The organism is Prochlorococcus marinus str. MIT 1013, assembly GCF_027359395.1.
Lineage (GTDB): Bacteria > Cyanobacteriota > Cyanobacteriia > PCC-6307 > Cyanobiaceae > Prochlorococcus_B > Prochlorococcus_B marinus_E.
In genome coordinates this window covers 172,735-189,931 of the sequence record NZ_CP114778.1, presented here as the reverse complement: position 1 = coordinate 189,931, position 17,197 = coordinate 172,735, and the positions used below count along the sequence as shown (strand labels likewise).

Genomic DNA, 17,197 nt, shown 5'->3' with positions numbered 1-17,197 from the left:
TCAGTTTAACGAAGCCTTAAAAACTGTCCTGAGTCTTCTTGCAAGGGACTCAAAAAGTTTTCCATATGAAGGCGTTTCGCATTGAACACCAGAAGAGCTATCCATCCAAACAGCATGCTTCCCTTGCCATAATATCGGCCTATCAATTAATGATTTCCAAGATATAGTCATATTTACATCATTCCCACTTTTATACACTTCAAGTTCAATATCCATAAATTCTTCTCTTTCGCCGTCTATATTTCTAGATTGAATTTTAAAAATCAAGTCATCAAGATCATTATCATCATCTAATTGATTTTCTAAAAAAACAGAATGAACATATGGCTTCATACAAAGGTCAGCTGCTTTAGCAACTTCAGCTATCAAGCTATCTTTCGAATCAGGAGTATGCACTAATTGACTTAATTAAGACATTGATAGGACCAGCAAAAAATCCTGAGTTCATTTTGCCTGGCTGACCAAATTTTGAATGGAGTACTTGAAATCTATTGATACATGTGGGATCAAAACTTAAAGGTAGTCGAACAGGCTTTGCTCGACGAGCCGGTTCCAAATCTTTGAAAGGTATTTTTATTCTACTAACTCCATTTTTCATTGTGGGTATTGAAGCAACCCAACGAATATCCCCTTTTAGAAGATTTGATAGTGATAAAGGTTTCTTTTCACAAGCAATCGCAAATTTCAATGTTCTCCCTTCTCCTTCAACGTCAAGAATTAATCCGGAATATTTGGAAAGATTAAAAGGCTTATCAAAAATTGGAGAGCGGCAACTAACAAAGCCACCGCCTTCTTCTACCAAGTTACCCTCAAGAAATAAGCCTTTCTCTGAAGAACGACACTTTGCAAGACTTGATCCGCCCATAATTGTGTCATTCAGAGATTTCCAATCTGAAAATTCTGAACCCTGTATGAGAGGAGTTATTGAAATTTCAGTCGGTGGTGAATCAGGAATCAATTAAGAAGTATGCTCTACTTATACAATAATCTAACTAGGTAGATGGGTAAGCATCTTTATCAGCTAAGACAATAATTTCAGAATTTGGTGAAACTAATTTTGCGGGTGTTCGCTCCCATGATTCTGATTGATCAAGTAGACGTTTAAGAGCCATTTGTTTAGAAGATCCACTGATTAGGAAGACCACATTGTCTGCTGAACTAAGTAATTTACTGGTAAAGGTAATTCTTTTATGACCTTTACCTTCTCCAACAGTTATTAGGCTATCTCTTTCAAATAATGCATCCGAACCAGGAAAGAGGGATGCTGTATGCCCATCATCTCCCAAGCCCAATAAAATAAAATCAAATTTTGGTGGATCCCCATCCATATTATCTTTCAAAATTTTTTCATAATCTTTAGCACTATCCTCTGGCGATGCTAATTGAACGGTTGAAACACTAAAAAATGATGCCTCTAGAGAAGGGTTGCCTTCTTTAAATAATGAATTATTCAATAGAAAGCAATTACTATCTTGAGATTCATTTTCAACCCATCTTTCATCTCCAAGGAACAAATCGACGTTCATCCAATCAATATTTTTTTTTCCCAATAAAGAATAAGCAGCCTTAGGAGTCGAACCACCGCAAAGGGCAATTTTTGCTTTATTTTTAATTTTTAAAGTTGACTCAACAATCTGAGCAATCAAATCAGAGGCAGCTTGAGCGAGAGAGTTTTTGTCTTCTGAAACTTGAATTTGATATTTAGTCATTAGTATCAATCAATCCATTCAGTGTGAAATGATCCAGCTTTGTCTACGCGCTCATAAGTATGAGAACCAAAACAATCTCTCATTGCCTGAACCAAGTTTTGGGGAAGTCTAGAGGTTCTAAGGCTATTTAAATAATCAAGAGTGCTACTTAAACACGGAACTGGAATTCCAGCATTAGCAGCCGCAGAAACAACCTGAGTCAGACCAGAAAGACGATTATTCACCTGTTCAGTAAACCAAGTATCTAGAATAAGATTGCTTAACTTCGGATCTTTCTTAAATGCATCCTGTATACGACTCAAAAGAGTAGACCTTATTATACAACCACCTTTCCATATCTGAGCTATGGAGGGCATGTCAAGATCGTAATTATATTCATCAGAAGCAAGTCGCAAAATATCCATACCTTGGGCATAGCTAGCTATTGTAGCCAATACAACTGCATCCATAAGCAAGGGCATTCCATCAGAAGCTTTTCCAAAATCAACAAACGAAGGCTTATTACCGTTCAAAATTGTTTCTGCATAATTTCTTTGGTCTTTCATCGAACTCATAACCCTTCCATTCAAAGATGCATAGATAGTTGGGACAGAAGCTCCAAGTTCAAGTGCGCTGACAACTGTCCACAAGCCAGTACCTTTTTGACCCGCCTTATCCATTATCTTTTCGACAAGATCGGAACTATCATCAGGATCCTTAACTCGTAAACATGCCTCAGTAATTTCAACAAGATAGGAGGAAAGTTCTTCAGTTTTATTCCAATAGCCCATAACAGAAGCCATCTCATCCCCACTCATTCCACAAACTCTCCTCATCAAGTCATAGGCCTCAGCCAAAATTTGCTCAATGCCATATTCAATTCCATTATGAACGGTCTTAACAAAATGTCCTGACCCCCCTGGGCCGATATAAGTCACACAAGGTCCATCTTCAACCTGCGCTGCCATTTTATTCAACAAACTCTCTATGGCGTCGTAAGAGGTCTTTGTGCCACCAGGCATCATGCTAGGTCCTTCCAATGCACCCTTCGCCCCACCTGATACACCCATCCCGATGTATCCAAAACTATTGCTCTCAAGTTCTTTTACTCTTCTTTCTGTATCCATAAATTGGGCATTTCCACCATCGATGAGCAAGTCACCTTCCTCGAGGAAAGGTGAAATCTGATTAATAACAGCATCAGTAGCTGCTCCAGCCTTAACCATCATTAGTACTCTTCTTGGACGTTCCAGCTTTGAAACAAATTCTTGAAGATCCTTCGCTCCTTGAATTGATTTATTTAACCCCCTACCTAAAAGAAAATCTTCAGTTTTTTGATAAGTACGGTTATAGACCACACTAGAAAAACCATTACGCTCTGCATTAAGAACTAGGTTCTCTCCCATTACTCCAAGACCGACTAATCCAAAATGTGCCTTGGTCATTAAGTTAATAAGTTTCTACTTGAGCTAGTGTGACGACTGTGGAATCATTTCGCTGCATTAAAGAGCTCAATGTCAGGGATGAAGGATTCTTTAATAAATATTTGATAATAAAAATCTCGAAAAAACTAGGCTTATTAAATTTCTAGAAAATTAAATTAAATTCAAATAATTGTTCCATCAGGAATTGTGGCATTTTTGACGATGACGACTATTCCATTACGAATATAAAAACCTTGATCTGCTCGATCAGCTTCCTCAACATTGTCTTTATTGACTATAGTTACATTGTCACCTATTCGAGCATTCTTATCGAGAATTGCTCTTTTAACAGTTGTTCCCTGACCAACACCTAAGGGAATCCCTCCTCCATTTCTTAGCGCGATTCTCTCTTCATATGACTCGTAAAAATCAGATCCCATAACTAGGGTTTCATTAAGTACAACGTCACTTTCAATCCGACTCCTCACTCCCAATACACAATGGTGGATGCTACAGGATTTAAGAATTGATCCCTCGGAAACTATTGAATCAGTTATTTGTGTATCTACAATTTTTGAAGGTGGCAAATATCTAGGCCGCGTATAAATAGGAAACTTTTCATCATAAAAACTAAACGGAGGGGTCGGTTGCTGAGTTAAAGCTAAATTAGATTCAAAGAATGCACCAATAGTTCCAATATCTTCCCAATAATCATTAAAAACATAACTTTTTAGTTTGTCACCTCTACCTAAAGCCTCAGGAATAATTTCTTTTCCAAAATCTGTATAAGAAGGAAATTTATTCAATAAGTCAAAAAGTGTGGCACGACTAAAAACATATATTCCCATAGAAGCCAAATAAGGTTTTTCTTTTGCCTCATCTGCTTCCAATCCAAACCTTGAAGTATCAACAGCCATTGCTTTCAATGAATCACCGGTTGGTTTTTCACGAAATTCTTTAATATTTCCTGATTCATCAGTACGCATCAATCCAAACGCTTCAGCTTGAGCTGTATCAACTGGCAAAGCTGCAACCGTTAAATCAGCTCCCGTTTTCCTATGCTGCTCAACAAATAAGCTGTAATCCATTCGATAAAGCTGATCTCCAGAGAGAATCAAATATTCATCAACATCCCACTCTTGAAAAAGCCATTGATATTTTCTTACAGCATCAGCTGTACCCTCAAACCATGATGGTGTTTCGGGTGTTTGCTGAGCGGCTAAAACCTCAACAAATCCCTGACCAAAAGGTCCGCTGAGATTATAAGTTTGCGCAATATGCCTATTAAGTGAAGCGCTATTGAATTGCGTAAGAACATACATTTTACTGATGTCCGAATTTATGCAATTACTTATGGGAATATCTATTAATCGATATTTTCCAGCTAATGGAACAGCAGGTTTTGCCCTCATTTTCGTTAATGGATATAGGCGTGATCCTTTTCCACCGCCAAGAATTATGGCAAGTACTCTCTTCATGAAGGCACTATTAATCGGCTATTCGGAGCAAACCTACTGGATAGAGTGCTCTTTATCCAGAAAGAAGTGATATGTAGTAAGAATTTCTAAAGTAAATAATAATTTCAGCTGTCTTTTGGCTTGTTCAAAGAACTAGAAACATCTAGATTAAAAAGTTTTTCAATCACATCAAGAGCATCTCTGCGATCATTCCTTGATTGAGGTGCCCTTAATTTTGTTACTGGAGTATGAAGTATTTTGTTAATTATGCCTTTGCTTAATGCTTCTACAACTTTTCTTTCTCTAGCGGAGAAATCAGGTCCCATTCTGCTTAATGCCTTCTGAAGTTCTTCTTTTCTAATTGACTCCAAACCAGATCGAAGACAATTAATAGTTGGAACAGCCGCTAAACTATCCCACCATTCTAGAAAAATACGACACTCCTCCTCTATCAAACCTTCCGCTTCTAAGGCGAGCTTTTGTCTTGCTTCTTGATTTCTTGAAACTACTTCTTGAAGGTCATCAACATCATGAGATTCAATACCAGCAACTGATTTTGCATCAGAAGAAATATTTCTTGGCACTCCAATATCAATAAGTCTTAGAAGAGGTTTTCTCTCAATATTTATTAATTTTTTTGCATCTATGATTGGCTCATTAGAAGCAGTACTTGTAAATACAAGAGTACTAAGTGATAGACAACTATCAAGCTCATCAATTAATTGGCAGTCAATTTTAATATCGGGGAACGCTGCTGAAAGGTCCTCAGCCCTTTTTATCGTTCTATTTAAAAGTGTCAGTGAACAGCATCCTTTTGATTGAAGATGCTGAAGCAACAAACGACTCATTCGTCCAGCCCCAACAACAGCGACCTTTTCAGTTTCTAAAGTCATCAATTGATCTATTCCGTGAGCCTGACCAAGTTTTAATTGTGCTAGTTCTACAGCGGCAGAGCTTATAGAAACTGCTCCAGTTCCAAGATTTGTCTCGCTTCTTACCCGTTTACCTGTACTAACTGCCTGAGTTAATAATCTATTTAAAATAGGACCTAAACTTTGATGGTCTTGACCAAGACGCACCATTTTCTTAACTTGAGAAAGAATCTGTCCCTCTCCCAAAACCAAACTATCCAAACCAGCAGAAACCCTCATCACATGAGAAACTGCTTTTTCTTGGACGAAATTAAATAAATGTGGGAATAATATTTTATCTTCAAGACCGGAAAATTCAAGAAGGAAAGATCTAATTGCTTCTATTCCTAATTTCGGATCCTTAACTAAGCTATAAATTTCAAGTCTGTTACATGTACTTAATATTGAAACTTCCAATATTTGATCAATTTTCTTTAAATTATTAAAGGATCTTTCTAACATCTCTTCTGGGATACTTAGCTTTTCACGCACTTCGACTGGGGCCGTGCGATGGCTAAGACCGACGACAGCAATATGCATAAATTGCCCCTTACTTCATTTAATTAAATCTCACTTCAAAGAGATGCTTTTGGCACCATCTTTGATGTGAACAGTATTGGTAAATCTTGCTGTTTGATCAAGAGTACTAATCACAAGACTACTAGTTCTGATGCAATCTTTTTCAAATTTAACTCCATCAAAAAGTAATCCATCTGTAATTCCACCACCAGCAAAAACAACATTTTCTCCGGAGGCAAGTTCATTTGCTTCATAGATCTTGTCAATATCAGTAATGCCCATTTCATTCAATCTTTTAATATTTCCCTCTTTTGTATAGTCTGCCCATTCTGATGTTTGAGCTATTGCAGGATCATATACAAGTTGTCCCTGAAAATGGCCTCCAAGTGCCCTCATTGCCGCGGCCGAGATAACGCCCTCTGGAGCAGCACCAATACCCATCAAGCAATGTGTTCCAGTCCCCTCAAAGCCACATGCTATTGCAGCTTGAACATCTCCATCTGAAATAGGCTGAATCCTGGCACCAGTGGATCTTATTTCAGACACTAAATTTTTGTGTCTAGCCCGATCCATAACAACAATAGTTAAATCACTTATTGCGATACCAAGGCAATCACTCAAGATTTTTATATTTTCTTTAGGGGTTTTTCTGATATCAACTTTGCCCTTAGCTGCTGGTGGCGCAGCTAATTTATTCATATAAAAATCCGGAGCATTGAACAAGCCACCTCTATCAGATGCAGCTAAGACAGCCATAGAGCCACGCTGGCTGTTAGCACATAAATTCGTACCTTCACAAGGATCTACAGCAAAATCGACTCCAGGTCCTGTTCCTGATCCCACTTCTTCTCCTATATAAAGCATTGGAGCTTCATCTCTTTCTCCTTCACCAATAACGATCCTTCCTTGCATCTGAATCGTTCCCATTCTTTTTCTCATTGCCTCTACGGCAGCGGCATCAGCCTCATCTTTTTGACCCAAACCAGTCAATTGAGCAGAAGCAATTGCAGCTTGCTCAACCACTTCAAGAATTTCTTGGACGAGAGTACGATCCACTTTTTGCAGCTAGGTAAAGAAATTTACGCCTTAAGGCAGATAATATTGTAAGTAATTGAGGGCATTGATAAATGCTCTGAAAAAAGTACTCACAAAAAACTTATTATCTGTTGATAAGCAATAATGACTGTATCAGTGCATGGTCACACTAGAACTTGTGACCATGAATTAATAGAATCTCTGCCAAAAGACAAAAACTATGATCCAATCCATCTCGTCAGCAATTTTTTCTGAACACCGTCCAGTTCAAATAATCCCTTCAGTATTGCCAGCAGACTGGGCAAATATGGGACAATGTGTAAAAGACCTTGAATTAGCAGGTGTAGACAGAATTCAATTTGATGTGATGGATGGGAACTTTGTTCCAAATCTCACATTCGGCCCAGAAATGATTTCCGCATGCCGAAAGTATTGCAAAGTTCCATTTGAAACTCAGTTAATGGTTAGTCAATACAATTGTGAAACCATGCTTGAGGGATATGTAGAAGCAAGTAAGGGTGCAAATGGAGAGCCAGGAGTTGTAATTGCTCATGCAGAAGCTAATGTTCACCTTCATCGAATTCTTGGCAAGATTCGCCAACTAGGAGGGTCTCCCTCCGTAGCCCTTAATCCACATACTCCAATGGATATGGTCAAGGATGTTCTGGATATGGTTGATCACGTACTGGTAATGACAGTCAATCCTGGATTTGGCGGGCAAGCTTATATTCCAACGATGCTAAACAAAATCACTCAATTAAGAAAAATAATTTTAGAAAATGGACACAACGTAGATATAGAAGTTGATGGAGGAATAAAAGCAGATTGGTCATTATCTCAATGTTGCGCTGCAGGGGCAAACTGTTTCATAGCAGGAAGTGGTATGTTCGCTTACCCAACACTTAAAGAAGGTTGTGATGCACTAAGGAAAGTTGCGAATGACGCACAGAATGGAATAATTGTAGAGAAATAGTAAATATTAATTAACTACTAAGCATCAAAGAACCAACCATAACTGTGTAAGCCAACCCCAAGAAGGTTTACCCCTATATAGCAAACAATAATAACAAAAAAGCCTGCTATAGCAACTAATGCAGGCTTTTTACCTTGCCATCCTCTTGTTAGCCTAGTATGCAAATAAACAGCATAAACCAACCAACATATTAAAGCCCAAGTTTCTTTAGGGTCCCAACTCCACCAACTACCCCAAGCTTCATTAGCCCAAACAGCACCGCTAATAAGACCAACTGTAAGCAATAAAAATCCAAGAGTTATTGATCTATAACTTAAAGAATCAAGTTGCTCAGCATTTGTAAATTCCACCGGTTGTATTGAATTTAAGTTCTCAGCTCTTTCCTCAATATATAGCTCAGAACTTTGCCTAAACAACCCAGAGCCAAGGGAGCTATTACGGATATTGAATTGCTTTTTTCCATCAACAAGAAAGACACCAAAAGACAGAATTGAACCTATTAGTAATGCAGCGTAAGAACTCATAATTACACTTACATGCATTACCAACCAACTAGAACGAAGTGCTGGAACTAAAGGTGTAGAAGATTGCAAATTCTCTGGTAAAAAAAAGCTAGCAAAACCTATTGAAAGCAATGAGATAGGAGTCGCAACAGCAGAAACGATTGGAGACCGCCATGCCCTTTCGACAAAAAGTTGAGTCAAGGTACAACCCCAAGTCAAAAAGCAAAGTGACTCATAGAGATTACTAATTGGGAAATGTCCAGATTGCCACCATCTCAGGATCAATTGACTAGTTAGAAAAAGATTGGATATTGCGACTAAAAATCTAGCTTTAGAGGAATCACTTCTACTGGCAACTGACCAAAATGAAATAGGTAATGCAATTAATAAGGAAAGAAAAGCTACAAACCCAAGAGAAACAACAGGGTCAAAAGAAAAATTATTTAACTGAAAATTATCCATTAATAAAAGGAACAAGAGATTATTTAGAAAGACAGGATCATTTGCTTGCCTGTTTTAACAAAAAACTCCCTCCTAACATAGACAAAAAAACAGGGGACCAAGCAGCAAAAAAAGGATTTATTATGCCTTTGACTCCAAGAGAGCTAAAACTAAAACTAAAAATGTAATAGATGAGTATTAAAATAATACTTAATCCGAAACTTTGACTTCTACCTCCTCCTTTTTTTTGCATTACCCCAAAGCTACAACCAATCAAAGCAAAAACCGAACAAGCAATTGGTAAAGTAAATTTTTCTTGAATTCTTACTTTCATTCTTCTTGCTTCTTTAATATTACCGCTACTTAGATATAATTCCATAGCCGTTTTAGCTTCACCAAGATTCATATCATTTGCATCTTTTGGCAATTGTGCAATATTAGTAAGCTCAGTACCTAATGGATATAAAAAGCTCAAGAATTTAGTTCGTGTATTACTTCCATCGGGACTTAGTGTCAAAATATCTCCTTCAAAGAATTCCCAATTCTTTTTTTCACTATTCCAAATTCCCTTTTTGGCCTTAAGCATTTGAGTAAAACCTAATCTTGAGAAATCAATTACTGTGACATCCAACATCTGTCCATCAATAAATTTCCAAGCATAAAAAAGATGTGTAACTCCTGTTTTTTTATAGCTTGAATATGGATCTAAAATTTCTCCTTTCTTAGAAAAGATAATATCTTCTCCCTGTTCATTTGTAAAAGATTTACCTAAAGAATTAGCTAAGATAATTTCAGCATTTTTATTTGTACTTGGAACAATATTATTATTAAAAATGAAAGTCATATACGACATAAATATTGACAAAATTAATCCTGGTAAAATAATTCTATAAATTGATATACCAATACTTTTTAATGCCTTAATTTCACTATTATCATTAAGACTTCCGTAAGCCAACAAAGTCGAAAGTAACATTGCCATAGGGAAAGAAATAACTATAAAACTAGGTAGCTTTAACAATAGAATCTGAATAGCTATAGAAAAAGGAAGTCCAATCTCAACTATTTTCCTTATCAGATCAAAAACAACTCCTACCGAAAGAGAAACGACAGTAAAAGCAGCTATTGAAAAAAATAAAGGTGGCAATAATTCAAAAAGTATCCATCTATCTAACAATGGAATTATTTTCCATACCCTTTCTACTAATTTTTGAACACTAGATAATAATAATAATAGGTTATTAAACATAACTAATTAATCAAATGAATTACCAAGATAACTCTCTTTAACAACTTCATTTCTTGTAAGTTGATCTGTAGATCCATTGGCGAGGATTTCACCTTGATTAAGAATATAAGAGCGTTCAGTTATAGCTAATGTTGCTCTTACATTGTGATCAGTAATTAATATACCTATATTCTTATTTTTTAGTTTCCTAATTAAATTCTGTAGATCATTAATAGCTATAGGGTCAACTCCTGCAAAAGGCTCGTCTAAAAGTAAAAACTTAGGACCTAAACGTCCCACAGCTAAAGCTCTAGCTACCTCACATCTCCGTCTTTCCCCACCGGAAAGTTGATAACCAAAACGATCAAGGAAGGAGACCAAATTAAATTCCTCAATCAATTCTTCACGTTTTTTTCTAAATAAAGAAATTGATAAGTTAGCTTGAGAAAGCGCAATATCCAAATTCTCAATAACTGTAAGATTTCTAAAGACACTTGGTTCTTGAGGTAAATATCCTATTCCTAATTGAACTCTTTTTGTCATCGAAAAACTTTTTATGCTATTTCCCTCCAAGTAGATATTGCCTTTGTTTGGCTTGATCAAGCCCACGATCATATTAAAAGTACTAGTTTTACCCGCACCATTTGGTCCCAAAAGACCCACAACCTCACCAGGTTTAACATTTAAATTAACGTTTTTTACAATAGCTTTATTGGATATGGTTAAGTCCAAACTCTCAATAACTAGAGTCATTTCAATAGAACCTATAAGGGGGAAGCTTATGCATAAGAATTATCTGATAATAAACTATACCTCTTATATATAAGGTTAATCAGCAATCCTCTCAACCCAATATAAGTAAAACATCTCTGAATCATGAAAGGAGTTCTCAAATTTTGAATCAGCAATTAGTCTAAATTTTTCAAAGTAAAGAGATTCACCTGGTTCCAAATTCTTAATAGATGATCGATTACTTAAAAGTAGTAATAATTTATTTACTTTAGGAAATTTATCTAAATAAACTTGGACTTCATCAAGTGTTTTAGTTCTGTCTAATATAAGCCGATTAGCCCACTGTGCATAACTTCCAAATCCATCCAATTCAGGCAAGTAGAATTCTCTATCTAGATATCCAGATACTGTCGCCACTTCAACATCTCTAGTCGCAAATATTGGAAAGTCCTCCCATCCTTTAGACTTAATATATTGAGCAGTTTCCTTCCCACTAGAATACGGTACCCGAAAATCATTAATGACCATATGAATCCCAACAACGAAATGTATAGTTAAACAAATGGTAAGTAATCTAGGGAAATGAAATAAATTACCTTTAGTGAATAAATTTTGTTGATTAGAAAACGTAAGTTGTTGATTTTGATTAGATAGTGATAACCATAATGAAGAGATAATCAATAGAAAATAATATCCATAATGTCTTGAACCATCACCCAAAAATAAAAAATAATTGAAAAGAAATAAAAATATAAGACCGCTAAAGAAATAAGTTAATGCTGGACGATAAAATTTAATAAATGTGATTGTACTGACTAGCAAAATCAAAGTAATTAAGGCACATAAAACTAAATCAAAAAATCTACTTGAATCAGGAATAATAAGCATATATCCTCCAAAAATCTGTCCTATAACTCTAAAGAAGTGACGAATATCTATAAAAGAAGAAAGTAACTTAACTGAATCTCTTACTTGAAGAAGACTAAAAGCTGCAAAACACAATAGTGTGGAGGAAATAGCGATACTAGATGTTAAATCAAGAATCCAATATTTATTTCTTTTATAATTTTTTCTTTGATTAGGGTTAAAAAACCAATCCAATAATAGAGTCATTCCAATTGCGAATGCTAATGACCAGGACAAAGCTTGTGTATTAGCCAAAAGGCCAATACATAAAGAAAATGGTATGTAGGTTTTTTCTTTTAAATTATAAATAGAGCAAAAAATAAATATAATTAATTCTGAAATAACATAATGTCTAGAAACAAAGAAATATTCCCAAAAAGGAAAATATCCAAAAGTAAATAAGGCTTTAGTAGTTACGCTAAATGGACTAAATCTCCAAAAAATTAAAATCGCAGAACTACCTAAAAACCAATGCATAAGTTGCATACTTATGGGTGTGCCAGTAATATTCTTTGAGAAATAAATTAACAATGACCAGAGGACAGGATGTCCAGATGGTGCGTTATTTTTCCATAAATCTATTAAGTTATCACTTTGCCAAGCCACCAGCCATCCTTGCATCTCGTCTCTCCAAAGAGCATGATTAAATGCACCAAATAAACCTATAATTATAAATAAAACAGGAAAAAATATCTGATAAAAACGCTGATCTGGTAATTGTATTTGATTGATTCTCTTAAATTCCATTTTTATTTATGCAGAATGTCGATCTATATAATTTGGATTAATCCAAATTGAAGCAAAGCAACAGCATAACAAGAAAAATAATATAAAATCATCTCTATTTAACAGCAATACTATAAAAGGTTTAACAAAGTTTTCAAAGCAAACTGAGAACAGGCAAGCTGCAACCAGCTAGGTCCCTACCAATTTGTAGGATTTCCAATCTCCTTGAAACGCAATTAGAAAGTCCTTCAATATCTAATCCAAAATTAGTTAAGTGAAATCTTTTTAATCTACCCAATGCTTCTCCGTAAAGTATCGTCGCCCCATTTAAATTACAATTTTCTAGATGAACTTGTGCAACAGCCACTTGCAATATGCCCTGTATTAACTGCCTTTCAGGCTCTCCAGTCTCATGCCATATCTCTTCAAAAACATCATGAGATTTGTACCACTGACAAGAATTAAATAATTTCATTCCTAGTTCAAAACGAGAATCATTAATAAATAAATCATCTTGTTTATCTATAAGAGTCATCATTTTTTCAAGTTTTTCTTTGCATTAATTTTCCTAAGCCTTATAGATTCAGGAGTAACTTCCAACATCTCCCCTGGTCCAATGTATTCAAGAGCTCTTTCTAATGTCATTTCAATTGGGGATTGCAATTGATCTAACTCATCTGCACCAGCTGATCGCATGTTGGTAAGTTGTTTAGCCTTGCAAATATTTAATTCAAGATCTTGTGGTCGATTATTCTCTCCAATAATCATTCCTTTATAAACTTTGGCTCCAGGAGTAATAAAAAATTGTCCTCGGTCTTCAGCATTTTTTAAGGAATAGAAGGTAGCCACACCCTCTTCAAATGAAATAAGGACTCCATTTCTCCTTTGTTCAAAATCTCCCACTGATGGCCTGTATTCAAAAAACGAATGACTCATAATCCCTTCACCTCTTGTTGCACGAATAAACTCACCCCTAAATCCAATTAAGCCTCTTGATGGGATAACAAATTCAAGCTGAGTTCGATGATCAGTTCCCGTTTCCATATTTTGCATTTCACCTTTTCTTACCCCAAGGCTTTCAATACACGCGCCAATAGAAGCTTCAGGGACATCAAGGACTAGGGTCTCAACCGGCTCGCATTTGATTTCATCAATAGTCCTAAAAATGACTTGTGGTTGAGAAACTTGAAATTCATACCCCTCTCTTCGCATTGTCTCTATAAGAATTCCTAGATGAAGCTCTCCTCTTCCGCTAACAGAAAAACGATCAGGAGAATCTGTATCCTCGACTCTTAATGCAACATTCGTAAGAAGTTCTTTATTTAAACGATCCTTCAACTGCCGACTAGTTACAAACTTTCCCTCTTTTCCTGCAAATGGAGAATCATTTACAACAAAAGTCATTTGCAATGTTGGCTCATCTACCTTTATTAGAGGTAAAGGCTTCGGTTCATCAGGACAGGCGACGGTTTCTCCAATAGAAACATCTTCAAATCCAGCCAAGGCAACGATATCTCCAGCATTTGCTTCATCTATTTCGATTCTTTTTAATCCCTTAAATCCTAATAGTTTATTAATCCTTCCTTTTTTCAAGCTTCCATCTTCCTTTATCAAACAAGTCCTTTGGCCATTTTTAATCACTCCATTATGTACTCTTCCAATAATTATCGTTCCTAAAAAATCTGAATAATCAAGAGTGGTGACTTGTAATTGTAAAGGCTTATTCTGATCGCCTACCGGAGGAGGAACTTGCCTAATAATTGCTTCAAATAAAGGTTTCATATTATCACTTTCACTTTTGACATCAGTCTTTGCAAAACCACCTAATCCACTCCCAAATAAATAAGGAAAATCACATTGATCATCATCAGCCCCTAGTTCCAAAAACAGATCTAAAACTTTGTCTACCGCGGTTTCAGGTTCTACTCTTGCACGATCAATTTTATTCACAAAGACAATAGGTCTTAAACCCTGCTCTAAAGCTTTTTTTAGAACGAATCGAGTTTGTGGCATTGGTCCCTCGTTGGCATCAACAACAAGAAGACAGCCATCTACCATACCCAAAACCCTCTCGACTTCCCCTCCAAAATCAGCGTGACCTGGAGTGTCAACAATGTTTATACGGGTATCGTTATATGTAACAGCTGTGTTTTTAGAAAGAATTGTTATGCCTCTTTCACGTTCCAAATCATTTGAGTCCATCGCACAAGTTGGAACTTCCTCGTTATCTCGAAAAGTCCCGGATTGATTTAAAAGTGCATCAACCAAAGTTGTCTTACCATGATCAACGTGAGCGATTATTGCGATATTCCTTATGGCCTGTATATCAAAACTCATAATTTAAAAAAATTAAATTTCTTTGGTTAATAGAAACTTAAAGAATATCTCACCATGACTTCCTTTAGCTGTTTTAAATGCCAATTAACATATCGAATAAAAAAATGGAAATAAAAAAATTAAGTCAAACTTATTTGAATTTTATAACTTTATTGGCAGCTTCAAATTTCCTTAAAGCATTAACAGTCCCTTCAAATCTCCAATGCCAAGGCTCATAAGTTACTCCTTGTTTGTTATTGGGTGGAAATGAAAGAACGAAATGATATTTAGGAGCAAACCTCTTCATCCATTTAAAAGCAGGCGTTTGTTCAAATTCAACCTCAAAATGAGTCTCGGGATAATTCCCATCACCTACATCGATTGCATATCCTGTGCTGTGTTCAGAATAGCCTGGAGGAGCTGAAACCATAGATCGCTCAACAGCAGTTTGATTTCTAATAGATTTATTTTCATAAAAAATATCTCTTTGCAAATCAATTGATCTATAACCACTTAATAGTTGTAAAGAAATCCCTCTTTGGGCCGCCATAAATTGCATTTCCTTAAAATTTTCATAAATTTCCTTATGAATATAAATACCTGGAGAGAAAAGAATTAACTCATTTTTTGAAGCCTCAGGGTAAGGGAGATGGCCTAACAAACTTTTATTTTGATTTGTCTCAGTGGAGTTAATCGAATCATCTAAAGATTCTGTTTGGCGTAATAATGATTTATCAGCTAAAAACGTTAAAGATATACCAAGGCCAACGAATAGAAGTCCTAAACGCAAAAAAGATTTAGTGGTAAGGGTTTTGATGGTTCTAATCCTTTTGGCCAGCGGGATGTCATCTTGGTAATTCATACGATCTGCTTATGGTCAAAACAATTGAAATTCACAAAAATGATGTTTCGATAGTAACGAGTATCTCCAATCTTTATACTTTCTATCAGAGAAGGATGTAAGTTTTATATATAGAGAACTAAATTTTTCATCCAAAGATGTTAAGAGTTGCTGTTATTGGTGGTGGTCCAAGTGGATCATGCGCCGCAGAAATTTTGGCTAAAGCGGGAATTAAAACTTGGATTTTCGAGAGAAAGCTTGATAATGCAAAACCTTGTGGAGGAGCTATTCCATTGTGTATGGTTTCTGAATTTGATCTTCCTGAATCAATTATTGATAGGAAAGTCAGGAATATGAAAATGATATCTCCATCCAATAGAGAAGTAGATATTATTTTGGATGATATTTATCCAGGAAGCGACAAAGAATATATAGGCATGTTGAGGCGCGAAGTAATGGATTCATTTATGAGAAATCGTGCCGCAGAACTTGGCGCAACATTAGTAAATGGATTGGTGTCAAAAATAGAAACTGGTACTAACAAGCAAGGTCCATATACACTTCATTACACAGAAATCCTTAACGACCAATCCGAAGAGAAAGGCAAGCAACTAGAGGTTGATTTAATTGTTGGGGCAGATGGTGCAACTAGCAGAGTTGCAAAAGCAATGGATGCTGGTGATTACAACTACGCAGTAGCAATTCAAGAAAGGATAAAACTTCCTAAAGAGGAAATGAAGTATTACGAAGACAGGGCCGAAATGTATGTAGGCACAGATGTATCACCTGATTTCTATGGTTGGGTCTTTCCAAAATACGACCATGTTGCAGCGGGAACAGGAACAATGAAACAAAATGGTAGTTTAATAAAAAGCCTCCAGATTGGTGTTAGAGAGAGAGCAAAGAAGAGACTCGTAAATGGTGAAGTCATCAAAGTAGAAGCTCATCCAATACCTGAGCATCCCCGACCAAGAAGAGTTGTTGGAAGAATGGCTCTAGTCGGAGATGCTGCTGGTTATGTAACCAAAAGTTCAGGGGAAGGAATTTATTTTGCGGCCAAAAGCGGGAGAATGTGTGCTGAGCAAATTGTCGAATCAAGTCAAAATGGAAAAACAATACCCTCAGAGAATGATCTAAAAAAATATTTAAAAAAATGGGATAAAAAGTATGGAACTACATATACAGTTTTAGATATTCTCCAAAGAATTTTCTATACCAGTGATGGAGCAAGAGAGGCTTTCGTAGAGATGTGTGGTGACATGGATGTTCAAAGACTTACATTCGATAGCTATCTCTATAAAACTGTGGTTGCAATGAAGCCGCTTCAACAATTAAAACTTACCCTATTAACTATTGGTTCTGTTTTAAGAGGGAAGGCGCTAGCACCAAGCACATACAAGCCAGTACCAAGCGCAGTAAGAGATGATAAAGAAGTTAATAAAATGTTAGCCGTAAGTTCAATTAAAGGTGGTATAAAAACCAGTAAAAAATAATACC

The 17,197-nt window shown here is 36.1% G+C and carries 16 protein-coding genes; 2 read left to right on the top strand and 14 right to left on the bottom strand.

Translation table 11 applies throughout. From position 1 onward, the window contains the following. The 7 genes from O5633_RS00965 to glpX all read right to left on the bottom strand — a co-directional run bounded on the left by O5633_RS00965 (position 1) and on the right by glpX (position 7,055). Complete coding sequence (locus O5633_RS00965) at positions 1-396, bottom strand: coat protein (RefSeq protein ID WP_269610146.1); 396 nt, start codon at positions 394-396, stop codon at positions 1-3. Further along, the gene (locus O5633_RS00960; protein ID WP_269610145.1) at positions 383-958 is read right to left on the bottom strand and encodes a CIA30 family protein; all 576 of its coding nucleotides are present in this window, start codon (positions 956-958) and stop codon (positions 383-385) included. Before O5633_RS00960 ends, O5633_RS00965 begins: the two co-directional genes overlap by 14 nt. 34 nt (positions 959-992) lie before the next feature. Then, positions 993-1,709, bottom strand: coding sequence for a 6-phosphogluconolactonase (gene pgl, locus O5633_RS00955; RefSeq protein ID WP_269610143.1), 717 nt, complete (start codon positions 1,707-1,709; stop codon positions 993-995). A 5-nt stretch (positions 1,710-1,714) separates the two neighbouring features. Next, positions 1,715-3,133 carry an NADP-dependent phosphogluconate dehydrogenase gene (gndA, locus tag O5633_RS00950; protein WP_269610141.1) on the bottom strand — a complete coding sequence of 473 codons (1,419 nt, stop codon included), beginning with the start codon at positions 3,131-3,133 and terminating at the stop codon, positions 1,715-1,717. A gap of 161 nt (positions 3,134-3,294) precedes the next feature. Beyond that, positions 3,295-4,590, bottom strand: a complete 1,296-nt coding sequence (locus O5633_RS00945; protein ID WP_269610139.1) for a glucose-1-phosphate adenylyltransferase — start codon at positions 4,588-4,590, stop codon at positions 3,295-3,297. 104 nt (positions 4,591-4,694) lie between these two features. Next, positions 4,695-6,020 carry a glutamyl-tRNA reductase gene (locus tag O5633_RS00940; RefSeq protein ID WP_269610138.1) on the bottom strand — a complete coding sequence of 442 codons (1,326 nt, stop codon included), beginning with the start codon at positions 6,018-6,020 and terminating at the stop codon, positions 4,695-4,697. 30 nt (positions 6,021-6,050) lie between these two features. Continuing rightward, positions 6,051-7,055, bottom strand: coding sequence for a class II fructose-bisphosphatase (glpX, locus tag O5633_RS00935; RefSeq protein ID WP_269610137.1), 1,005 nt, complete (start codon positions 7,053-7,055; stop codon positions 6,051-6,053). Positions 7,056-7,254: 199 nt separating this feature from the next. Here glpX and rpe point away from each other — a divergent pair, with 199 nt between their 5' ends. Next, positions 7,255-8,007 (top strand): ribulose-phosphate 3-epimerase, encoded by a 753-nt coding sequence (gene rpe, locus O5633_RS00930; RefSeq protein WP_269610136.1) that lies wholly within the window; start codon positions 7,255-7,257, stop codon positions 8,005-8,007. 17 nt (positions 8,008-8,024) lie between these two features. Here rpe and ccsB read toward each other — a convergent pair whose 3' ends face one another. The 7 genes from ccsB to O5633_RS00895 all read right to left on the bottom strand — a co-directional run bounded on the left by ccsB (position 8,025) and on the right by O5633_RS00895 (position 15,721). Continuing rightward, on the bottom strand, positions 8,025-8,972 hold the full coding sequence (gene ccsB, locus O5633_RS00925; RefSeq protein ID WP_269610135.1) for a c-type cytochrome biogenesis protein CcsB: 948 nt from the start codon (positions 8,970-8,972) through the stop codon (positions 8,025-8,027). Positions 8,973-9,009: 37 nt separating this feature from the next. After that, the gene (locus O5633_RS00920; RefSeq protein WP_269610134.1) at positions 9,010-10,200 is read right to left on the bottom strand and encodes an LptF/LptG family permease; all 1,191 of its coding nucleotides are present in this window, start codon (positions 10,198-10,200) and stop codon (positions 9,010-9,012) included. A 6-nt stretch (positions 10,201-10,206) separates the two neighbouring features. Next, a complete protein-coding gene (gene lptB, locus O5633_RS00915) occupies positions 10,207-10,932 on the bottom strand; it encodes an LPS export ABC transporter ATP-binding protein (RefSeq protein WP_269610133.1) in 726 nt (241 codons plus the stop codon). Between the two features lie 75 nt (positions 10,933-11,007). Further along, positions 11,008-12,564, bottom strand: a complete 1,557-nt coding sequence (locus tag O5633_RS00910; protein WP_269610132.1) for a hypothetical protein — start codon at positions 12,562-12,564, stop codon at positions 11,008-11,010. 133 nt (positions 12,565-12,697) lie between these two features. After that, a complete protein-coding gene (locus O5633_RS00905) occupies positions 12,698-13,078 on the bottom strand; it encodes a DUF309 domain-containing protein (RefSeq protein ID WP_269610131.1) in 381 nt (126 codons plus the stop codon). Beyond that, complete coding sequence (gene typA / locus O5633_RS00900; protein WP_269610129.1) at positions 13,078-14,880, bottom strand: translational GTPase TypA; 1,803 nt, start codon at positions 14,878-14,880, stop codon at positions 13,078-13,080. Before typA ends, O5633_RS00905 begins: the two co-directional genes overlap by 1 nt. 130 nt (positions 14,881-15,010) lie before the next feature. Next, positions 15,011-15,721, bottom strand: coding sequence for a M15 family metallopeptidase (locus tag O5633_RS00895; RefSeq protein WP_269610128.1), 711 nt, complete (start codon positions 15,719-15,721; stop codon positions 15,011-15,013). Positions 15,722-15,858: 137 nt separating this feature from the next. Between O5633_RS00895 and chlP the strand changes: the two genes are divergently transcribed. After that, positions 15,859-17,193 carry a geranylgeranyl reductase gene (gene chlP, locus O5633_RS00890; protein ID WP_269610126.1) on the top strand — a complete coding sequence of 445 codons (1,335 nt, stop codon included), beginning with the start codon at positions 15,859-15,861 and terminating at the stop codon, positions 17,191-17,193. Positions 17,194-17,197: the final 4 nt, after the last annotated feature.